The 20,817-nt window shown below is 57.8% G+C and carries 21 protein-coding genes and 1 tRNA gene; 16 read left to right on the top strand and 6 right to left on the bottom strand.

All coding sequences use genetic code 11. From position 1 onward, the window contains the following. Positions 1-753 precede the first annotated feature (753 nt). The 5 genes from HU759_RS04550 (at position 754) to HU759_RS29795 (ending at position 5,167) form a co-directional block, all read left to right on the top strand. Positions 754-1,131, top strand: coding sequence for a LasR-specific antiactivator QslA (locus tag HU759_RS04550; RefSeq protein ID WP_225933025.1), 378 nt, complete (start codon positions 754-756; stop codon positions 1,129-1,131). Positions 1,132-2,193: 1,062 nt separating this feature from the next. Next, the gene (locus tag HU759_RS04555; RefSeq protein ID WP_170036165.1) at positions 2,194-3,600 is read left to right on the top strand and encodes a YfjI family protein; all 1,407 of its coding nucleotides are present in this window, start codon (positions 2,194-2,196) and stop codon (positions 3,598-3,600) included. Continuing rightward, the gene (locus HU759_RS04560) at positions 3,587-3,940 is read left to right on the top strand and encodes a hypothetical protein (RefSeq protein ID WP_170036167.1); all 354 of its coding nucleotides are present in this window, start codon (positions 3,587-3,589) and stop codon (positions 3,938-3,940) included. The genes HU759_RS04555 and HU759_RS04560 overlap by 14 nt, the downstream gene beginning before the upstream one ends. Continuing rightward, positions 3,924-4,904, top strand: a complete 981-nt coding sequence (locus tag HU759_RS04565; protein WP_170036169.1) for an integrase domain-containing protein — start codon at positions 3,924-3,926, stop codon at positions 4,902-4,904. Before HU759_RS04560 ends, HU759_RS04565 begins: the two co-directional genes overlap by 17 nt. Next, positions 4,901-5,167 carry a hypothetical protein gene (locus HU759_RS29795; protein WP_225933026.1) on the top strand — a complete coding sequence of 89 codons (267 nt, stop codon included), beginning with the start codon at positions 4,901-4,903 and terminating at the stop codon, positions 5,165-5,167. Before HU759_RS04565 ends, HU759_RS29795 begins: the two co-directional genes overlap by 4 nt. A 132-nt stretch (positions 5,168-5,299) precedes the next feature. Here HU759_RS29795 and HU759_RS04570 read toward each other — a convergent pair whose 3' ends face one another. The 3 genes from HU759_RS04570 to HU759_RS04580 all read right to left on the bottom strand — a co-directional run bounded on the left by HU759_RS04570 (position 5,300) and on the right by HU759_RS04580 (position 7,651). Next, positions 5,300-6,523: a tyrosine-type recombinase/integrase gene (locus HU759_RS04570; RefSeq protein ID WP_170036171.1), complete on the bottom strand. Its 1,224-nt coding sequence runs from the start codon at positions 6,521-6,523 to the stop codon at positions 5,300-5,302. 165 nt (positions 6,524-6,688) lie between these two features. Further along, positions 6,689-6,765 (bottom strand) — tRNA-Met (locus HU759_RS04575). Positions 6,766-7,099: 334 nt separating this feature from the next. Beyond that, the gene (locus HU759_RS04580; protein WP_017137665.1) at positions 7,100-7,651 is read right to left on the bottom strand and encodes an RNA polymerase sigma factor; all 552 of its coding nucleotides are present in this window, start codon (positions 7,649-7,651) and stop codon (positions 7,100-7,102) included. A 263-nt stretch (positions 7,652-7,914) separates the two neighbouring features. Between HU759_RS04580 and HU759_RS04585 the strand changes: the two genes are divergently transcribed. Genes HU759_RS04585 through sctU form a run of 11 tightly spaced genes read left to right on the top strand, consistent with a single transcriptional unit; the run spans position 7,915 to position 18,094 of the window. Continuing rightward, entirely contained in the window at positions 7,915-9,012 is a 1,098-nt protein-coding gene (locus HU759_RS04585; RefSeq protein WP_026013748.1) for a TyeA family type III secretion system gatekeeper subunit, read from the top strand. Next, positions 9,009-11,102: a type III secretion system export apparatus subunit SctV gene (gene sctV, locus HU759_RS04590; protein ID WP_099549211.1), complete on the top strand. Its 2,094-nt coding sequence runs from the start codon at positions 9,009-9,011 to the stop codon at positions 11,100-11,102. Before HU759_RS04585 ends, sctV begins: the two co-directional genes overlap by 4 nt. 37 nt (positions 11,103-11,139) lie before the next feature. After that, a complete protein-coding gene (locus HU759_RS04595; protein ID WP_186618178.1) occupies positions 11,140-12,051 on the top strand; it encodes an FHA domain-containing protein in 912 nt (303 codons plus the stop codon). Then, entirely contained in the window at positions 12,048-13,403 is a 1,356-nt protein-coding gene (locus HU759_RS04600; protein WP_017137661.1) for a FliI/YscN family ATPase, read from the top strand. The genes HU759_RS04595 and HU759_RS04600 overlap by 4 nt, the downstream gene beginning before the upstream one ends. Then, on the top strand, positions 13,390-13,818 hold the full coding sequence (locus HU759_RS04605; RefSeq protein WP_177033730.1) for a YscO family type III secretion system apparatus protein: 429 nt from the start codon (positions 13,390-13,392) through the stop codon (positions 13,816-13,818). Before HU759_RS04600 ends, HU759_RS04605 begins: the two co-directional genes overlap by 14 nt. Next, positions 13,815-14,270: a type III secretion system HrpP C-terminal domain-containing protein gene (locus tag HU759_RS04610; RefSeq protein ID WP_017137659.1), complete on the top strand. Its 456-nt coding sequence runs from the start codon at positions 13,815-13,817 to the stop codon at positions 14,268-14,270. Before HU759_RS04605 ends, HU759_RS04610 begins: the two co-directional genes overlap by 4 nt. After that, entirely contained in the window at positions 14,270-15,280 is a 1,011-nt protein-coding gene (locus HU759_RS04615; RefSeq protein ID WP_186618179.1) for a FliM/FliN family flagellar motor switch protein, read from the top strand. The genes HU759_RS04610 and HU759_RS04615 overlap by 1 nt, the downstream gene beginning before the upstream one ends. After that, the gene (gene sctR, locus HU759_RS04620; RefSeq protein ID WP_017137657.1) at positions 15,277-15,930 is read left to right on the top strand and encodes a type III secretion system export apparatus subunit SctR; all 654 of its coding nucleotides are present in this window, start codon (positions 15,277-15,279) and stop codon (positions 15,928-15,930) included. Before HU759_RS04615 ends, sctR begins: the two co-directional genes overlap by 4 nt. A gap of 7 nt (positions 15,931-15,937) precedes the next feature. Then, positions 15,938-16,201 carry a type III secretion system export apparatus subunit SctS gene (sctS, locus tag HU759_RS04625; protein WP_099549214.1) on the top strand — a complete coding sequence of 88 codons (264 nt, stop codon included), beginning with the start codon at positions 15,938-15,940 and terminating at the stop codon, positions 16,199-16,201. Positions 16,202-16,211: 10 nt separating this feature from the next. Then, on the top strand, positions 16,212-17,000 hold the full coding sequence (sctT, locus tag HU759_RS04630) for a type III secretion system export apparatus subunit SctT (protein WP_017137656.1): 789 nt from the start codon (positions 16,212-16,214) through the stop codon (positions 16,998-17,000). Further along, positions 16,997-18,094: a type III secretion system export apparatus subunit SctU gene (sctU, locus tag HU759_RS04635; protein WP_017137655.1), complete on the top strand. Its 1,098-nt coding sequence runs from the start codon at positions 16,997-16,999 to the stop codon at positions 18,092-18,094. The genes sctT and sctU overlap by 4 nt, the downstream gene beginning before the upstream one ends. Here sctU and HU759_RS04640 read toward each other — a convergent pair whose 3' ends face one another. The 3 genes from HU759_RS04640 to sctC are packed head-to-tail and all read right to left on the bottom strand — an operon-like array spanning position 18,095 to position 20,804. Beyond that, the gene (locus HU759_RS04640; RefSeq protein WP_017137654.1) at positions 18,095-18,466 is read right to left on the bottom strand and encodes a hypothetical protein; all 372 of its coding nucleotides are present in this window, start codon (positions 18,464-18,466) and stop codon (positions 18,095-18,097) included. It abuts the gene before it with no gap. Beyond that, entirely contained in the window at positions 18,463-18,666 is a 204-nt protein-coding gene (gene hrpT / locus HU759_RS04645) for an HrpT family type III secretion system protein (protein ID WP_017137653.1), read from the bottom strand. Before hrpT ends, HU759_RS04640 begins: the two co-directional genes overlap by 4 nt. Then, positions 18,663-20,804: a type III secretion system outer membrane ring subunit SctC gene (gene sctC / locus HU759_RS04650; RefSeq protein ID WP_099549217.1), complete on the bottom strand. Its 2,142-nt coding sequence runs from the start codon at positions 20,802-20,804 to the stop codon at positions 18,663-18,665. The genes hrpT and sctC overlap by 4 nt, the downstream gene beginning before the upstream one ends. Positions 20,805-20,817: the final 13 nt, after the last annotated feature.

The raw sequence follows: 20,817 nt of genomic DNA on the forward strand, positions 1-20,817 counted from the left end.
GTTTTATCATACGAGCGCGCTGCGCCGTGAGGTAGCCGATAAGCGTGTTACGCCAATGCAATTACTCTTGGCTAAAATCTGCGATAGATGAGCGCCGCAAGGTTCTGATTTGCTCGTTGCGGCTTGAACTAGGTTTTCGGCGAGCTTATGCCCGTCGCTATCTTCGGCTGAGGGGGCTGGCTGTCAAAGCGGAATCAAGACTTTAGTTTGAAATTTAGTTAATCCAGTTGAGACAGAATTATCATAACCACTTTCACAAACCTGATTTTTCTGGAATTTCTTTGTAGTTCTTGTTCCGCATGCCGCAATCGGGGGGCGCAACCTGAATCGAACCAAGGCGCGGTATGCGCCTTATCGCACAGTCAGTACTTCAAGTGCTAGCTGCTGCTTTTCTATGACGCACCGTGCAGGCCAGGTTTCGTTCCTTGGTTTCCGGTTTGCGACCCCTGTACGTTGTGCCACCCACTCGTGTCGCAACGGTGGATGGCATTCCTTAATCAAACCAAGGAGATAAGGAAAATGGCATGTCTCCCTTTTAAGTCCGTGCGCCACCTTGGCCGTCTGCTTCGCACTGCAAACTATTTCGGAAAATTCCGCGATGTTTGATCTCTCGTTTCTCATTGGCCTCCCTAAATCCAACAGCATCGATACTTCATCGTTTACCAAGGTGCAGCGATTAGCCTGCGGCAGGCTGCCACTCTCCGGCTTAACGGATCCCAGAGTATTCTGCTTCATTTTCCGCAAGACATTGAGTTGGCAGTTGAGCTGTTGGATGACGCCGCCGTGTTGTACGACAAGGCATTCCGGAATCTAACTGGCATTCCGGCTCAAAGCGTTCATCAACAGATCCATGGGTATGTTTTTGTCCCGTCCGCTGAAGGGGCTCCCGCGATCCAAACACCGTGGGTTGATGAGTTCGCTCCGCTAACAAAGGAGGATGTTCGTTGCGCAGAGACTTGGCTTGGAGGCTCATCATTACTGTTATGGTGGGCGCTGTCTCAGAACCGAAAACGTCATCGTTTAGGTGATCCGCAAGAAGCATTTAAAGCAGGGTTTTTGCTGCGGTTGCAGCAGACGCTGATCATGCGGCGTGAGGCAGTGCCTTCCCAATCGACCAGCTTTGATGCCTGAGTCTGTATTGACGTTTGAGATTTGCTTTTCCCGCGAAACCCTCCGATCAAGCGATCTTTGATCGCGCCGATCGGAGGGTTCACTCGCTTTTCTTGAAGCCACCTCGTTCCACTTTCCCATTTTCAAATTTGATTAGCGTCACGCTTGCTTTCACACCTCAGTAATTCCCCGCGATTTCCATCGAGCGCAGCGCCATCCAGTGTGCGCAAATCTTTCGTTGGGCATGGATATAGGTGTGGCGACAGCGGCGACGCCGGCGACAGCCCACGTGGAACGTGGCTTGGAGCATGGCGACAAAATTGGCGACAGTCGCCACTTTCTGAGCACTTCGGCCGTGACGCTTGACCGCCTTTTCAAGGGGGTATAAAAATTGGCGCACGGATCGCTGTCGTTGACAGCACCCGCCCAGGTAGCCAGAACCTTTAAGGCTACGCCACTTGCCTGGTGGTTCTTCCCCAAGTGCGATTAGCGTCCGGCAGCTCGCACGGTCACTCCTCTAGAGTGATGGATGCCTACACGACTTATCTGCCCACTGCGGCAGACGATGGACCTTCCTCGCTGCACTGCAGCACCTCACCTCCCGGCACACTTCGCTGCGCCAATCCGCGCCCGTCTCTTTCTTCTGGAAAGAGACGGGCGCTCGTAGCACTGCTGCAAGCCTCGTCGTACAGGGCATTGCCGCAACTCTCCTCGTGACAATCGGCCTGACAAATCCGATTCGTCGCCATCCGCAACGACACAGGCACCGGTGCCGCAGCCAATGGAAAGGCTGCACCTGACTGACAGTCAGGCATGCCCCAGGTGTCGATGTTGTTGCCTTCTCCCACTCAGGATCTCCAGGTGCCGAACTCGTCAGTCGGCACAGCCTCCACCCGCCCGCATTTTCGGATGCGTCTAAGGAGGCCAGATTCATGGGTTTATGCCCTTGCTCCCGGTTGTAAGGAGCCGTTCGTTCCGCGTCAGTGAACACCTCACAGGCCGCAGGGGCCTTGATCCCTGATAACACTCAACAGCCGTGGCGGGACTACGTGAGGACACCAGCAATGAACGAGGAGAGGGCCCATGCAGCAGTTAGATCCGAAGCTTGAACTACCGCAACCACCTCGACCGCTGATTGAGTCGAATCCCGTGGCCCAGCCTTATCCGGTACTGGCACTGGGTGGGATTCTTGGGCCTGCGGTAGAGCGAATGGCCGAGGTCATCGGCGTGCCCCAGGCACTGGCCGCGCAATCAGTGTTGGCTGCCTCGGCGCTGGCCACTCAAGGTCATGCGGGCTTACAGCTCGACGGGAGAAATTATCCCCTGTCGCTGTACCTGATCACGGTGGCCGCGTCAGGTGATCGCAAGACCGCCGCAGACCGATGTGCATTGCTGCCGGCACGGCAATGGGAGCGTGAACAGTGGCAGCGCTATCGCGAACAACTTGCCCGGTACCGTGCCGCACAGCGACAGGCGCAGCGTATCAAGCCTGGCGATCCTGAGCCCGCAAACGGAATGTCGCTCGAAGCGGAGCCCTCAGCCCCTAGACTGATCACCACCGACCCGACTATCGAGGCCCTGATCAAGGGGCTCTGTCATGACCTGCCTAGCATGGGTCTGTTCTGTGATGAGGGTGGACAATTCCTCGGCAGCAGCACCATGAGTCGGGATAACCGTTTGAAAGCGGTCACAACCTTGTCGTCACTCTGGGATGGCAGCCCGATAGATCGCGCGCGTTCCATGGTTGGTGAAAGCTTGCGAGCCTATGACCGACGCTTGAGCCTGCACCTGATGCTGCAACCGTATTTGGCCATGCAGTTACTCAGTGATCCGTTGCTGCAGGGGCAAGGCATTCTAGGGCGCTGCTTGATGACCTGGCCCACCAGTCTAGCCGGGCGACGTAGCTACCAGGCTGTCGACTTGTCCAAAGACGCTGCCCTCAAGCGCTATCATCATCGCCTTTCGGCTCTGTTTTATCAGCCTTGGTCACTTTCCGCTGGCGGAGCCTTGCAACTGTCACCGCTGAGCCTCAGTCCGCTGGCGCGTCGTCGCTGGATTGATTTGCATGATGCTATCGAAGCTCAACTGGGTGAGTTTGGCGATCTGGCCAGCGTGCGCCCCAGCGGTTCGAAGGCCGCCGACAACCTTTTGCGCGTCGCCGGCATTTTGGCCGTTGTGGAGGAGAGCAGTGTCGTGGAGGCCGACCACATCCAACGGGCCTCCGCTTTAGTCGGCTACTACCTCACCGAGATCCAGCGCCTGACTGAGCAGGAGCCAGTGTGTCGAGTAAAAGAAGAGGCAGACCGGCTGCTGCGATGGCTACAGGTCAAAGATTGGAAGCGCTTCAGTATTCGAGATCTGAATCGCAACGGTCCCCGCTTTGCCCGCAAGAGCAGTCGTCATACCGCCAAGCTGTTGGTCGAATTGATTGATCATCAGTGGTTGATCTCCGACGGCCACACCTTCGAGGTGCGCCATGTTCAATCTTGATGAAGCGCTGCGCAACCATCTGGCTCAACGCCAAAAGGAGCCGAAAGTGCGATTTGTCGCCGGTACTGTCGCCACTTTGTCGCCACGCTCAAAGGCAGGCAAGGCAAGGGTTGTCGCCGGTGTCGCCGGTGTCGCCACCCTCCATAGAACCATCACCTCGACGACCTCCATTATCCAATGGTTGGAAGAGCAGGGCGCGCATCTTTACGTCACCGACAACACGCTGTGTTTTCGCCCGACTGATTGGGCTCAGTTCGCGATTGTAAGTGCGCACTGGCGAGCCCTTCTACATGAGCTCGCTGCAGTCGATCAGGAACAGAAAAATGGCTCGCGTCGGTAAGCGAGCGGGGCGCAATTTCGGCTTCGGTCGCCAGCTTAGTTATGCTGGACCGCAAGCACTGAAAGACCTGTTTGGCGACGGCCATTTTGCTTCCGTCAAAGCCCATAGTGATCGCTGGCAGGCATTCGTGAATTGGTGTCGATCCGAGGAAGGTCCGGGACTCAATGACGCGCGACAGATCGACCGTGACATCCTCATGCGGTACGCCACGTATGTGAGGGAGCAGGTTGATCAGGGCAACATCGGCATTGCCACCGCGCAGAACCGCCTGTCCAGTGTGAACCGAACGATGGCCGCGCTGCGCGGTGATCAGTACGTCAAAATCCCCAGTCCGAGCAAGGCGCTGGGCTTGCAGCGCTCAAGCGTGCGTAGTGAGGCCCCGAAAGGCCAAGACCGTGTGCAGGTCAGGCTGATTGCGCAAGCGCTGTCAGAGCGACAGCAACTGAGGGTGAGTGCCATCGTGCTCCTCGCTCGGGAGACCGGCATGCGCCTGCGTGAAGCGATCTTGGCGGACTTGCCCCGGCTGCAACGTGAGGCTCGGCAACTGGGCAAGATCAATATCCAGGACGGCACCAAAGGCGGTCGATCAGGAGCATCGGCACCGCGTTGGATTGCGGTCACGGATCAAGTTCGTGGCGCCCTCGACAGGGCCAGCGAGGCCTCACCCAAGGGCAGTCGGAATTTGTTAACACCTGATGAAAGCTACAAAGACTTCTTACAGACAATCGTACGACCGGCGCGGGACATCATGCATGAGCATGGATTGAAAGGCTTTCATGAATTGCGGGCGGCTTACGCCTGTGAGCGCTATGAACAACTGACCGGCTTCTCCGCGCCCATCAATGGCGGTCGTGGTCAACGAGAGGATCGAGCACTCGATCAGCGTGCACGTCAGCAGATCAGCCACGAGTTGGGGCATAACCGCATCGACGTGGTGAGTGCCTACATCGGAGGTCGGCGATGATGGCCGAGTTCGATATGACGTTGTTTCTGAGTCCTGTGCTCAAAGGTGCGCATGCCACGCGGCAGCGGCACATCAGGCAAGCGGAAATGATGCAAGAGGCGATTCGTGAGCGCTGGGGGTGCGCGACACCCTGGTCCTGGAGAGAGAAACACGTGAGATGGTTTCTGGAGCACTACCTGCGATGCTCAGCTCCAGCTACCGTCTACTATTACGAGTTAACAGCAGAATTAATTCGTAGACGGCGTGAAAGTATTAAAAGCTGACAGTCAGCTCAATTTGGTTAAGTGCTCACCAAGCTGTGGCATCCCACAACCTAAACGGTCGACGTCAAGCTAAGTCTATAGGGACGCTCTGCGGACGGTCTTCACTGGGCAAGAAGCTAAGAGGCTGTAGTTCTATTCGGCTCTGATATTTCCTGTTTCAAGCCCGTCAAGATGATCGGCGTACCACTGCATCATTGTTGTACGTTGCTCCAGATACTGCGCCTTGTTATAGATCCCGCGGACACCTGACGGCTTGTGACTGAGCTGGGCTTCAATGTGGTCCGCTGGAAAACCGTGCTCGTTGAGTACGGTGCTTGCAATATGACGGAAGCCATGTCCGGTCTGTCGTCCTTCGTAACCAAGGCGCCTTAGCGCCATCAGAAAAACGGTATCGCTGCGAGGCTTGGTTCGATCACTTCGACCAGGGAACAGCAATGGGTACGCTCCCGTGATTTTCCGTAGTTCAGTAAGAGCGCTTAGTGCCTGCTTGCAGAGTGGTACAAGGTGTTCACGCCCTTTTTTACGGCCTTTGCGTTCAACGGGGACGGTCCAAAGCCGTTTGTCAAAGTCGAACTCAGCCCAGTATGCCTCTCGAAGCTCGCTGGGGCGGACAGCCATGAGAGTAAGCAGTTGGAGGCCAAGCTGGACATCCCTGGCGTGTGGGTATGATCGTATTGCTCTGAGCAGTGCGGGAAGTTCTTCCAGGGAGACATGGGCGTAGTTCTCGGCCTTTCCCGATGACAGAAATTTATGAACCCCCTCTAAGGGGTTGTTCATCGCCCTGCCGGTTACGCGAGCCAGGTCGTAGATGTCTTTGCAGTAAGCTCTCACGCGACTCATCTGCTCGAGGATTCCCTGACGTTCGAGCCCTCTCAAAAGCTCCATCCATTCCATCGACATGATGGAGACATAAGGACGCTTTCCGACAAGAGGGAACACGTGGCGTTCCAAGGCTCCAAGGACTCTTTTTGCTGTGCCGACATCCCAGCCAGCCAAGCGAGACGTATGCCATTCACGAGCCAAGGCTTCAAAGGTTTCGTTTGTTGCTGCTATCTCCGCAGCTTTTCTAGCTTTCTTGGCGGCTATCGGATTTTTGCCTTCTGCTGCATCCGATCTCAATTCAGCAGCTTTTTGCCGAGCAAGGGCGCCGCTGACTTCTGGGTAACCGCCAAGCCCGAGCCACGACCATTTGCCGTCGGGCTTCTTATAGCGCAACTCCCACGATTTCTGCCCGTTAGGCTTGACTCTGAAATATAATCCCGAGCTGTCTAGCTCACGGTAGGCCCCCGCTTCAGGAGCGAGGTTGACTAGTGCGGTATCGGAGAGAGGACGGCGTTTAATATCGCTGCGCTTCATTTGTGTATGCCTCCGGTTCAATTTTTATTGAAGCATACATGGAGGCATACAGGATGTGAAGGATGTGGGTGGATCAGCTTGGATGTCCAGATACAAGAAAGCCCGCACGAGGCGGGCTTCTTGAGATGATTTATAGACATCCTTGGATCTCTATAAACCGGTACTTGGTGGCTACGCAGGGACTTGAACCCCGGACCCCAGCATTATGAATGCTATGCTCTAACCAACTGAGCTACGTAGCCAAGTGGCGCGCATTATTCGCGTAGAACGCATATGCGTCAAGCGTTTATTTTAAAAATTTATCTACGCTTTCAACTGTTTAAACAAAATCAGGCCAAACGGCGACGAGTGGTGTGGCGGATACGGGTATTTCAGCCACGAAGATCCCACATGGGTTTTGCGGTGTTCTGCTGATGGTATTCAACGCGTGATCGCACGGGTGTGGGCTGTAAACACTTTGACGATGATCCCCAAGGTGCCATTCGGCGCGGCTTGTGATCCTGTTCTGCGCACGGTAAAGCGTCATTCGGTTGGGCAGATATCCCTGCCGCCCAACGCTTGCCCCCCAGGGCTTGCTTACGGATGCTGCGGTGTGTGGGTGACGCGCTTCAGGTGTTCGCGCGCCCGTGACAGACGTGAGCGAACGGTACCGATGGGGATGTCCAGCACGTCGGCGGTGTCCTGGTAACTGCCATCGGTTTCTAGGGAGGCATATAACGTCTTGCGCATCTCAGCCGGCAAATGATCGATGGCGTTCAAGGTTTTTTCCAGCCGGCGGTTGACCTCGAATTCCCAATCCAGATTCTTGTTTTCTTCCTGGCCGTGCCACAGCGATTCATCGAACTCGCAATGCACCGGTTTGGCATACAGGCGCCGGAAATGGTTGCGGACCAGGTTCTGCGCAATGCCGCACATCCAGGTGCTGAGGGTAGCCTGGCCACTGAACCGCTCTCTGTTACGCCATGCCTCCAGGTAGGTCAGTTGCAGGATGTCGTCGGCGTCTTCGGGATTGAGTACGCGTTTATGAATAAAACGCCGGAGTTTTTTTTGCTGGTCGTCCGTCAGTTGGAGCATGAATTGAGGCGAGTCGCCAACGAGCTGCGCTAAAGCTTCAATAGGAATATTCACGATTTTTTCCTCAGGGTAGACGCTATCGAAATAATTTCGACGGGAACCCCTTTAGCACTGGCTGTGCCAAACAAAAAAATCTTATAACTTGCTGATTTATATATATAAATAAATTGAAATAGTGTGATTTTGCGCAGGTACTTGCAAAACGATTGGCGGCTTTGTGCAGGTATTTTCAAAGCGGGGAGTGTGGGTGGTTTTTATGGAACCGTATGGCACCGGGTTGCCACATAGAGACACAAACTCCCTGTCCTGGCATGCCCATGAAAGTCGAATTCAACCCCGATCTGCACAGAATCCAGCGCTTGGACCCATCCGTTTCAGAGAAGGTCGCCACGACCCCATCGCAGGATGCCGCGCCAGGTTTTGATGCGCTCGCGGGCATCTTCAGCCAGGAAGCTGCGGCCCATGGCACTGCGTTGACCCGACGTGCCATTGGGGGGCCTGTCACGCCGGTCGAGCAGCTCGCGCAGTTGTATGATCGACTGGGCCATCCCGCCCAGAAAAGCCTGGCAAAGATGGTCATCGTGGCCAGGCAGTATCTGGAGCGCCAGCTTAGTCTCGAAAAATTGGTGGACCTCACGGGTGGAGACCCTGCACGTACCTATGTCGTGCTTCGTCAGCTTACGGCGCAGGCCGAGGCGCAGGTGCGCCAGACACAATCCGCGTTGACGCGTGATGCGCAAGTCAAGAGCGAGGCAGCGCTGGCTCGGGCAGCGCTGGCGAGGCTGGAGATTCAGTACAAGAGGGAAATACAGGCGGGCCTTAATATTGCCCTGGCGTTGCAGTCAGGCAGTGACGATCCGGCGCAATGCCAGGCGATACGTACGCTCTACTACGCCAATGTGGTCGTGCGCCAATCCCTGGCCAGCATGATGCAGGCGCTTTTGAAAGAGTACGGTGGCGAGCAGTTTACGGTCGGGCTCAACCTCATGCGCCGGGCCCTGGCGGATGATATTGCGGCGTACGTCTCATCGATTCCCACCGCCAAATTGCGCACGCTTTTGTTGGGGTTACAGAGCTGCGGTCAATTGGGCGGGGTACTGTCCAATTGCCAGGACCTGGTTCAGCGTCTGAACGTTGAGCACGACGCCGTTGACCTGTTGCAGCGTCTGTTGGGTTATGCCGGCAATGGCATTGCCCCCTCCGAGGTTCAACTGCTGGCGGATGAATTGGCTGGGGATGCGGCGGCCCGCCAACTGGCCTCTCTCAATGCGCTCTATCCCGTGATCAAAGGTTTGCCTGCGGCCTTATGGCGCGACTCGCGGGGGCGCGAGGAGGCTTTGCATAACTTCCTGCTGGTGATGGATGAGTTCACGCGCCTGGAGAAGGGCCAGATTGAGCCGAGGGCGTTGATGTGACGGTGCTGGCGTTTATCAACCACTGGCTGCTCAAGGTTGCACAACGTGCGGAAGTCCTTGGTGCTGTGGTGGTACTGGCCATCGTCTTTATTTTCATCGTGCCGCTGCCGACCTGGCTGGTGGACATCCTCATTGCGCTCAATATCTGTATTGCCTGCTTGTTGATCGTGCTGGCGTTGTACTTGCCCGGGCCTTTGGCGTTTTCGTCATTCCCCTCGATTCTGCTGTTGACCACGATGTTTCGCCTGGCACTGTCTATCGCGACCACGCGTCTGATCCTGCTGGAGCAGGACGCCGGCGACATCGTCGAGGCGTTCGGCAACTTTGTGGTCGGTGGCAACCTGGCGGTAGGGTTGGTGATCTTCATGATCCTCACCCTGGTCAACTTCCTGGTCATCACCAAGGGTTCGGAGCGGGTTGCCGAAGTGGCCGCACGCTTCAGCCTGGACGCGATGCCCGGCAAGCAGATGTCCATCGACAGCGACTTGCGTGCGGGACTGATCGACGGCAATCAGGCGCGGGACAAGCGTGACCAGTTGTCCCGCGAGAGTCAGTTGTTCGGGGCCATGGACGGCGCCATGAAGTTCGTCAAGGGTGACGCTGTTGCAGGCCTTGTGATCGTGCTGATCAACCTGTTGGGCGGTTTTTCCACGGGTATGTTCCAGCATGGCATGAGCGCCAGCGAATCCATTGCGTTGTATTCGGTGCTGACCATCGGTGATGGTTTGATTGCGCAAATCCCTGCGCTGCTGATCTCGCTGACGGCGGGCATGATCATCACCCGCGCCGCACCGGATGGACGCCGGGGCGTGACTAACATGGGCGCAGAAATTGCCCGTCAGATGACCAGCGAACCCAAGAGCTGGATGATTGCGTCAGTAGGCATGCTCGCGTTTGCGGCGTTGCCCGGCATGCCGACCCTGGTATTTATTCTTATCTCACTGATGACCGGCTCCCTGGGCTATTACCTTGCGCGCCAACGTCAACGGCAAGAGGCGCCCGAGGCCGAGGCCACGCAGGCCGTGCGCCCGGAAGAAAACGGTGACGAGGACTTGCGCGGGTTTGACCCGTCGCGCCCCTATCTCTTGCAATTTTCTCCCGTCTTGCGCGGAACGCCTGAGGTGATCGAGCTGGTTCATGGCCTTCGTCAGACGCGTAATGCACTCGTTGCGAATATCGGGCTCACGCTGCCGCCGTTTGAAGTCGAACTCAACGACTCGTTGGCGGACGACGAAATGCGCTTCTGCGTACACGAGGTGCCGATGATCAAGGCCTCGGTTGTCACCAATGTGGCCGTAGAGCGTAAAGCCTTGGCACAGGTGCCTGAGCACGCAATACCAGGCCTGGCTGAACGCGATGAGCAAGATTGGGTGTGGTTGGCGCAGGATGATCCTTTGCTCGATGACCCCCTGCTGGAGCGCTTCAGCGCGACGAGCTTGATCGTCGAACGCATGAAGCAAGCGATGATGCTGTCCGGCCCCCAGTTTCTGGGAATCCAGGAGAGTAAGTCGATCCTCAGTTGGCTTGAACATAACCAGCCGGAATTGGTACAGGAGCTGCAGCGAATCATGCCGCTGTCGCGTTTCTCGGCAGTCCTGCAACGCCTGGCAGGCGAAGGCGTACCGCTGCGTGCTGTGAGGCTGATCGTCGAGTCGCTGATTGAATACGGCCAGCATGAGCGAGAGCCGGACGCGTTGGCGGACTACGCGCGCATTGCGCTTAAAGCGCAGATTTTTCACCAATACAGTGAGGCCGACGGCCTGCATGCCTGGTTGCTGTCTCCACAGACCGAAAACGTGCTGCGCGAATCGCTGCGCCAGACCCAGACCGGGGTGTTTTTCGCCCTTGATAATGACAGCAGTGCTTCACTGATCAACCTGCTCAACCAAGCCTTCGTGGCCCGGCCAAAAAGCAAAAGCGTGATGTTGGTTGCACAGGATTTACGCAGCCCTTTGCGCACTCTTTTGCTTGAAGAATTCAACCATGTACCTGTGATGTCTTTTGCCGAATTGGGGAGCACCTCAAAGGTAAAAGTTTTGGGGCGTTTTGACCTCGGTCAGACTGACCTGATGCGTGGTACTGCGGCATGAGAAGTGCGTCAGTTTCTGCACAGGAGAGCGCTCAATGATGTTTGAGCTGCGTGTTCTCGATGGCCTGCACCAAGGGGCTGCGCTGCCGCTGTTTGGTGAACAGTGGAGCATCGGTGCTCATGCAGAGGCTGACTTGGTGCTCAGCGATCCGGGGATCGCCGAGCAGCATGCGTTGTTGCGGCTGGTCGGATCCAGTTGGTCGGTGCAGGCCCAGGCAGGGCTGTTGCAGGATGCGAAAGAGCAGGTAGTGGCACAGATCACGAATCTGGCGCTGGGCGAACAGTTTGGCGTGGGCGCCATACGGTTGTATGTCGCCGTGGCGGATCAGCCCTGGCCCGAAGCACCCGCCCCGGCCACACCGGCCAAGGTTTCGGCCAAGGTGACGGCCAGGAAAACGTCCCCGCCGTTGACGTTGTCGTCGTTGGGATACTCGCAGCAAAAGCGCCTGATCAGTGTGGTGCTGGTGGTTGCCGTCATCCTCATGGTGGTGGGTATTGCCTCCACGGGTGAGCGTGATCCCCAGGCCTTGTTGATGCCGGCAGTGCCCCACAGAGTCGAGCTGGCCTCGCCATTCGAGGTGCGCCAACAGTTGCTGAATATGCTCAGTGAGCGTGATTTGAGCCAGCGGGTCAGTTTGCAGGTCATCAATGGCCAGGTTGCACTCAACGGCGATGTTTCCGAGGAGGATCTGGCGTTGGTGACGCGCATGCTCGACCGCTTTGGTGAGCAGTTCGACAGCGTTGTACCGGTGATCAGCCGGGTGCGTGCGCGTAACAATGAGTTGCCGTTCAAGATCGTTCAGATTATCGGAGGGGCGAACGGTCACGTTGTGCTGGAGGACGGAACCCGACTGTTTGTGGGGGACCAAGTGGACGACTTGCGCCTGGTGATGATTGACAACAGCAAGGTGGTTTTCGAAGGCGCGCAGCGTTATGAGGTGCGCTGGTGATTAAGGATTTGCAGGCGCGTCTCGACACTTGGCAGCGGCACCAGACCCAGACGTTGGCAGGTTTTGCTCCGGTGACAATGCGCGGGCGCGTGCAGCGTGTGAACGGCATGTTACTGCAATGTCGGCTGCCTCAGGCACGTATAGGCGACTTGTGCCAGGTGGAAAAACAAGGCGATTACATGCTCGCCGAAATTATTGGTTTCGACCAGCAGGATGCCGTGCTCAGTGCGCTGGGTAACCTGGAAGGTGTGCGTGTGGGGGCCAGCGTAGAGCGCCTGGGCATATCCCATCAGGTACAGGTCAGCGAGAAGCTGCTGGGCCAGGTACTGGATGGATTTGGGCGGCCAATTACCGGCGAAGGCGCCAGCGCTTTTGCACTGGTCGACTCACCGGATACCAGCGCTGTGTTGTGCGAAGCGCCTTTGCCCACCGATAGGCCGCGAATCAACCGCGCGCTGGCCACCGGCGTGCGTTCGATCGATGGGCTGTTGACGCTGGGGGAGGGGCAGCGTGTCGGCCTGTTTGCCGGGGCCGGCTGCGGCAAGACCACATTGCTGGCGGAGATAGCCCGCAACGTTGAGTGTGACGTGATTGTGTTCGGCCTGATCGGCGAGCGAGGCCGAGAGCTGCGCGAGTTTCTTGATCATGAACTCGATGATCAACTGCGCGCCAAAGCGGTGTTGGTGTGTGCCACCTCTGATCGTTCGAGCATGGAGCGGGCACGCGCAGCCTTCACGGCGACAGCCTTGGCCGAAGGCTTCCGAAGCAAGGGCAAGCGCGTGCTGCTTTTGATCGATTCCCTCACACGGTTCGCCAGGGCCCAGCGAGAAATTGGCCTCGCCGCCGGCGAGCCTCTGGGCCGTGGTGGCCTGCCACCTTCGGTATACAGCCTGCTGCCGCGGTTGGTCGAGCGTGCCGGGTTGACGCGCGAAGGCGTGATCACGGCGATCTACACGGTGCTGATCGAGCAGGACTCCATGAGCGACCCGGTGGCCGATGAAGTTCGCTCGCTGCTCGACGGCCATATCGTGCTGTCTCGCAAGCTGGCCGAGCGTGGGCACTATCCGGCGGTGGACGTATTGGCCAGCCTTTCGAGGATCTTGAGCAACGTCGCCGAGCCTGGGGATATCCAGGCTGGCACGGCGTTACGTCGGCTGTTGTCGGCGTACCAGCAGATCGAGCTGATGCTCAAGCTGGGCGAGTACCAGCCGGGTAGCGATGTATTGACCGACTTGGCGGTAGACAGTCGCAGCGCAGTGGACAGTTTTCTGCGCCAGGACTTGCGTGAACCCTCGCCAATGGCGGAAACACTGGAGCAACTCAAGGAGCTGACGGCCTATGTCCCATTCTGACGTGTCGATGGCTGAAATCGAGACCCTGCGGCGCCTGCGCCGTCATCGGGCCGATCGCGCTGAGCGTGCATTGCGTGAGGCCAAGCGAGCACGGCAAACCCTGCAGGCACATATCCAGGATGCCCAGCAAACCCTTGAGCAAACCCGCCAGGAGGAGGCTCGGCAAAGTGCGCAGTTGCTCAGCCAGCATCAGGGCCAGGTGCTGACGCTCAAAGCGCTGAAGTCCTGGGGGTTACAAGAACGCTCATTGTCTGCAAGCACCCTGCGGGACGAAGGCCAGGTGCAAGCACTGCGAGCGCAGCACACGGAAAAGGAAATTGAGGTTGGCAGTGCCCAGAAGTACGCCACGGAGTGTTTGCGCCAGGTGGAAAAACTTCAGGAACTGTCCAAATTGCTCGCTCAGGAATCGATATGAAACAGGTTTCAAATGCCGCTCCTGAGCAGCGACGCATGCGCGAACTCCGGGAGGAGCGCGAACCCTCCGTGGCGGCCTACGTTCCCGTGGAGCAAGGGCGACTGTTTGCTTATCTGCTTGCAGGCGGTGCTGCAGAGAAACGTTTCGGACATTCGCGCATGGACATCAAGGCCTCAGTCGAGGCGGCCAGGGCCGATATGTTGGTCGAACAATTGGTGGCGCCTATACAGGCCGGTGGGCAGTGGCCGCTGCAGTTTGTGCTGTGCATGCCGCGCCTGGGGCGGGTTAACGCACTTGTACACCGTGAGCAGAACACCTGGGCCATTGAGCTGGACGCAGAGGAAGAGGCAACCAACCGTTGGCTGCGTGGCGTGCGGCAGCAATGCCAGGAACGATGCACGCAAGCCTTGGGGCAGCCGGTCAAGTTCTACCTGCCAGGTACCCGTTCATGATGAAGGTGCCCTTTTTGACATTGCCTGTGGTCAAGCACAGCACGGTCGCTGCGCGCCGCAGGCTGGGGCGTGGGCTGCGCTTGCCGTTTAAGGTCGCCGGGCAAGAGGGTGAACTGCTCATTGAACCCGGGCGTGCCCCTGTTGGCGGCGAGGCGTTGTGCTTCGAAACCACCCTCGGTGTATTGGCGCTCGCTGAAGCGGGGCCGCTGTTGAGCCTGCTGGGCGAATGCCCTGTGCCATTGGCCAAGGCAGGAAACGATCCACATTCTTGGTTCTGGCCGCTGTTTGAGCAGCACCTCAGTCCCCAAGTCAAAGCGCTGTTTGGCTATATGCGATTGCTGGTGACTGCGCGTCCCGCAGGTTTCGGCTGCAGGTTGAGCGTGACGTTGGGGGCCTCTCGGGTCGTAGGTTATGTGTGGCTGGCTCACCAGAGCTTTCTAGCGTTGTGCGATGCCGCACCTTGGCGCTCTATCGCCGCGCCGATGCCGGCGTCGTTCAAGCTGGCCATTACCGTGCCCCTTGGGCGCGCGCAGTTACCGCTGGCACAAGTGCGCAACCTGCGGGCTGGCGATGTGTTGGTGCTTGAGCAGGCTTTTTTTCAACCCCAGGGCAATGGCTACGTGCAAGTTGGCAGGCAGCGCCTTCATGGCTGCATTGACGACGACACCGGGCCGCTGTGCCTGACCCTGACTTCTATAGAGGACACGAGTGTGGACGAGGACTTTTCAGCAGCCTATTACGCTGAGCCGGAAGACGAACCAGTGATGGAAGTGTTCGGGCATGAACCGTTCGATGAGCTGAGCATGTCGCTGAGCGTGCGTTGCGGTGTGCTGAACCTGACCCTGGGCGAACTGCGCAACCTGGTTGAGGGTTCAGTATTGGGTATTACCGGTTATGCGCCGGGAATGGCCGGCCTGTACTACGGTGATCGGCCGATCGGCCAGGGGCAGTTGGTGGAAGTGGATGGGCGCTTGGGCCTGCAAGTGACGCGAGTGGTTTTTTCTCGATGAGTATTCAGGGCATAGATCCCTTCGTACTTGCGCTGTTCCTGGGGGCATTGTCGCTGATGCCCATGCTGCTGATCGTGTGTACGGCGTTCTTGAAGATTGTCATTGTGCTGATGATCACCCGCAACGCTATCGGCGTGCAGCAAGTGCCTCCCAGCATGGCTATCAATGGCATCGCGCTGGCGGCGACGCTGTTTATCATGGCGCCTGTGGGTTACGAGATCGCCGAGAGCGTCAAGGTTTCGCCGCTGGATTTGAGCAGTGTGCAGATGGCTCTGCACACCGGCGGTGAGGCAATCAAACCCTTGCGTGCATTCATGCTGCGCAATATTGACCCGGATGTGTTGACGCACTTGCTGGAAAACACCGGGCGCCTGTGGCCGGCAGCCATGGCGCAGGAAGTCCAGCGAGAAGACTTGATTCTGTTGGTGCCTGCCTTTGTGCTGTCGCAATTGCAGGCGGGGTTCGAGATCGGCTTCCTCATCTACATTCCGTTCATTGTGATCGACCTGATTGTCTCCAATTTGCTACTGGCATTGGGCATGCAAATGGTCTCGCCGATGACCATTTCCTTGCCGCTCAAACTGTTGTTGTTCGTGATGGTTTCCGGGTGGTCACGGCTGCTCGACAGCCTCTTCTTTTCTTATCTCTGAGTGGCGTATGGAACCGATCGTGCTGTTCAAGCAGGGCATGCTGCTGGTCGTGGTGTTGTCGGCACCGCCGTTGATTGTGGCGGTGGTGGTCGGCGTATTGACCTCCCTTGTACAGGCGCTGATGCAGGTACAGGACCAGACCTTGCCGTTTGGCATAAAGCTGGTGGCAGTGGGTGTCACGCTGGTCATGACGGGGCGTTGGATCGGTGTGGAGTTGATTCAGCTGATCAATCTGACATTCGACATGATCTCTCGCTCTGCGCTGAACTGAGGTCTTGCCTGTGCTGCAGTATCTTGACTACCTGCCCAGCCTGTTGATTGGCATGGCGCGAATCTACCCTTGTGCCTTTCTGGTCGCGGCGTTTTGTTTTCAACATATCCGCGGGATGCCGCGCCACGCCATTGTGGCAGTACTGGCACTGCTGCCTGCACCGGGTATATATGCCACCTTCGCCGACCAGGAACTCTCTACGCTGATGCTCAGCGCGTTGGTGCTCAAGGAGGCGGCCCTGGGGACCTTGCTGGGCGTATTACTGTCGATGCCGTTCTGGATGTTCGAGGCGGTGGGGGCGCTGCTGGATAACCAGCGGGGAGCCTTGGCGGGTGGTCAGCTCAACCCTTCGCTTGGCCCGGATGCCACACCCATCGGGCATCTGTTCAAGGAGCTGGCGATTTTTTTGTTGATGGCCACCCTGGGGCTTGGAGCACTGACGCAGGTGATTTGGGACAGCTACTCGGTCTGGCCGCCTACCGTTTGGTTTCCACTTCCGCACGCCAATGGGTTTGGCGTGTTTCTCAACCTGCTCGGCGACACGTTCACCCACATGATGCTCTACGCCGCACCTTTTATCGCGGTGCTGCTGTTGTTGGAGTTTGGCGTTGCCCTGTTAGGACTTTATAGCCCGCAGCTGCAGGTGAGTACGCTGGCCCCACCGGTCAAGTGCCTGGCGGGTATTGGTATTTTGCTGTTGTATTTTGAACTGTTGCAGGACCTGATCGTCGGCCGCTTAAGCCTGCTGGGCGAGCTCAAGCACGCCCTGGGGCTGATGTTCAAGGTGGCGATGCCATGAGTGATTCCGGTGAGAAAAAACACCCGGCCAGTGCCAAGAAACTGCGTGATCAACGCAAGAAAGGCCAGGTTGCCCAAAGCCAGGATGTCGGCAAGCTTCTGGTGCTGACAGCCATCAGCGAGATCGCGCTATGGACCGCTGACCGCAGCCTGCAGCGGTTTCAGGAAATGATGCTGCTGCCGATATCCCGCATCAGCCGACCCTTTGTGTCAGCCTTGGAAGAGGTGCTGCTCGACGCCATGGTGGTGTTTTTTTCCTTTGCGTTGCTGATGGCTTCAGTGGCAATCGCCGTCAAGCTGCTCAGTAGCTGGATGCAGTTCGGCTTGCTGTTCGCGCCGGAAATCCTGAAGTTGGATTTCAAACGCCTCAACCCCCTTAGTCAGCTCAAACAGATGTTCTCCGCCCAGTCGCTGATGAACCTGTTGATGGGGGTCGCCAAGGCGGTGTTGTTAGGCGTGGTGTTGTACGCGGTGATCGGTCCTTCCCTTGGGGCCTTGATCAACTTGGCCAACAGCGACCTGTCCAGTTACATCCTGGCGCTGATTGATCTGTTTCGTTACCTGTTGCATGTGTGCCTGGGCCTGTTGCTGGTGTTGGCACTTCTCGACCTGACGCTGCAGAAACACTTCTTTGCCAAGCGCATGCGCATGACCCAGGTCGAGGTGGTCAAGGAATACAAGGACATGGAAGGCGACCCCCATGTGAAGGGCCAGCGACGGTCGCTGGCGCAGCAATTGGCTCAGGAGGAGCCAAAGGTCAAGTTGCCCAAGCTGGAAGAGTCCGACATGTTGGTCGTCAACCCGACGCACTTTGCCGTCGCGTTGTATTACCGCCCCGGCAAGACACCGCTGCCGTTGCTGGTGGACAAAGGCACGGATGCCGACGCGCGTGAACTGATCAAAAGGGCTAAAGCGGCTGACGTGCCGGTCATTCAGTGTGTATGGCTGGCCCGCACGCTCTACACCAATAAGCTCGGCGCCAGTATCCCTCGTGAAACCCTGCAGGCTGTCGCGCTGATCTACCGCACCTTGCGTGAGTTGGATGATGAAGCCAAGCGCGAAACCCTGGAGTTGCCTGAGCTGGAACAACGCTGATCAACGCGTGGCGCGGGCATCCAATGCATCAAGGTTGGCCAGTGAAAGCAAGCGGCTGACGGCACTATCAAGCGCGTTGTGGTGCGTAGGCAGCGAGCGCCAGATGACCAGGGTCCCTTGGGCGTCGAGATAGACAAAGCAACCGTCGTACCTCACTGCTTGTTCAAAACGTCGCTCCAGTGCCCGCTGCACCTGCCCGGCTTGCAGTGCTTCGCGCGCGATGTGCAAGGCTAACCCCGGGCGGGTGCCGGCTTGCAGCGTACACAGGTGGATACCTGGGAGGAGTTGCAGGTGGGCGGCAACGCCTCTGCGCACGTCGGCCAAAAAAACCTGACGATGCAATGCATCGTCAGGCTGTGTCGTGAGGCTCATCGTTCCAGGGAAATGGTCTGGTAGTCTGCCCGCTCCCCAGAGGGGCCGGAGTCTACGCGCATCTCTGGTGGCCACCAGACCACCATTTTGTCACTGCTCGATTGCGGGCGCGTGCAGGAGTCGCCCTTGCAGGTTGGCGTACAGCCGGCGGCGATCATTGCTGCGCCGATCAGGATAATACTCAAGAGTCCGTGCTTCATGGCGTGGTCTTCAAGGGGGCGGTGAGAAGGGAAGGGCGGGGTACGCCGATGTGTTCATCTTTCACAACGGGCCGCATGGCGATAAACACTTCAGCTTCTTCACCCGGTTTAAGCCAGGCGCGTGGCCAGACACTGACCGCCAGCGTTTGTGAGTTGCTGCATTCTTTTTCATCGATGCGCACGTTGCGTTTGATCTGGTTGCGCACGACCACCACCGCCACATTGAACTGCGCGCCGGTGTACCACTGGCTGCGCTCGCTGTTGAGCGCCAACAGATCGCGCGTGGCGCACAACGTGTCCAGTTGCAGGGGCATTGGCCCTGCCTTGAAACCGTCTGGGACTTCGCCGCTGACCAGGTGCGCCAGGGTGCTGGTGATATCGCTTCGGTTTATGGGCGGCTGATGGGCGGCTTGCCGGCGCGCCAGAGGCTTGAGGGCAGCCTGCAATTGGGCCTGGTCCTCCTGGGGCAAGTAACGCGAAGGGTCAGATTGGTCGCCGATGACCCGTGGGGTGAGGATGAACAGTCGCTCGCGTCGACTGTTCTGTCGTTCAGTCGAGGAGAACAATGCCTTGCCCAGCAAAGGAATATCGCCCAGGAGCGGCACCTTGCTTTGTTTGTCCTTGTTGTCTGTGACATGGAAACCACCAACCACCAATGAGCGCTTTTCCGCCATTACCGCCTGGGTGCTCACCTTGCCACGGCGAACATCGAGGTCATCGGGCTGTAGGTTGAGTTCGTCGAAGTTACCGTCTTCAATATCCACCACCAAATGGATCTGGTGGCCACCACGGCTGGTGATCACCCGTGGCACCACCTGAAAGCTGGTGCCGACGGTCACGGGTAAAATGGTTGCGTAGTCTCTGCCGGCCTTCAGGTATCGCGTGCGGTTGAAATCGATGACCGCCGGCTGGTTCTCCAGGGTGAGCACGGAAGGGTTGGAGACCAGGGTTGCCAGCCCTTGGGACTCCAGGGCACGTATGTGAGCGTAGAAGCGCCCGGGGTTGCCAATCGACAACTGAGAAGTCGTGCCCGGTGCCACGTTGACGCCGCCGCGCCAGCGGCTGTTTTGAAAGCCCCATTCAACCCCGAACTCTTGCAACTTTGTGCGTTCGATGTCGAGGATGATGGCGTCTATCTCCACCAGCTTGCGTGCAACGTCGAGTTGGGTGATCAACTCGCGGTACATCGTTTGGCGCTCAGGCAGGTCGTAGATCAGAATCGCGTTATTACGCACGTCGGCTTCGACCCGGATTCGGCTGGTTGCGCGTGGGGCGCGAGGGCCGAGTGAGGCGCCCGTCGACAGCCCTCCTGCATTCGTGGGGTTGGCGAGCATCTGCTCCAGCAGAGGGTTGTTCAACCGCGGGACGTTGGGCGTAATCAGGGCCGACGGTGAAGAAGCGCCGGAAGATTGGGTGGCATTGGCGACTGTGGAGGTGGAGCGCGGCTCCAGTAACCCACGCAGCACGCTGGCCACGCCCGCGATGGTCAGCTTCTCTCCGCGATAATCGATGATCCGGTCCGCCGCGTTGGCGTACTTGAGCGGGTAAGTCAGCACGCTCTGTTTTTCATCCGGAGATCTGCGTTGGCTGCTGAACTGTTTGATCTGCTCGATATAGCGTTTAGGACCGGAGACGAGTACAACCCCATCGTCCGGCAATTCACCCCAGCCAAATCGGCTGTCGAGCAGGCCGATATCGGTCAGGGCCTTTTTAAGGTCTGCGATCGTTTCCGACGAAACTTCCAGCCGCGCAGACTCTTGCTGATCCAGCGTGCTGATGTACAGGGTGTTGTTGTACAGGTACCACTGGAAGCGGTGTTCGACCCCCAGCCTGTCGAGCATGGACTGGGGAGTATTAGCGCGTATTTTGCCATTGACCACGCCCTCCAGCAGGCCCTCGATTTGCAGTTGGGTGCCGAAGGTCTGGGCGAAGTCTTCGAGCACTTCGCGTACAGGCTTGTACTGGGTTTCGTAGGCATACGCCGTGTTTTTCCATTCCAAGGGAATGGCGGCAAGGGGGCTTTGCAGAGGTATCAGCAGGCACATCAGAACTATTGGAATACGCCAGTCGGCGTGTTTAAAACGCGCACAGGGCGAGCTGATAGACAAGCGTAAACGCTTGTAAATGAGGGTGTTCATATAGGATTCTCTA

The sequence above is a fragment of the Pseudomonas sp. OE 28.3 genome (assembly GCF_014268205.2).
Lineage (GTDB): Bacteria > Pseudomonadota > Gammaproteobacteria > Pseudomonadales > Pseudomonadaceae > Aquipseudomonas > Aquipseudomonas edaphica.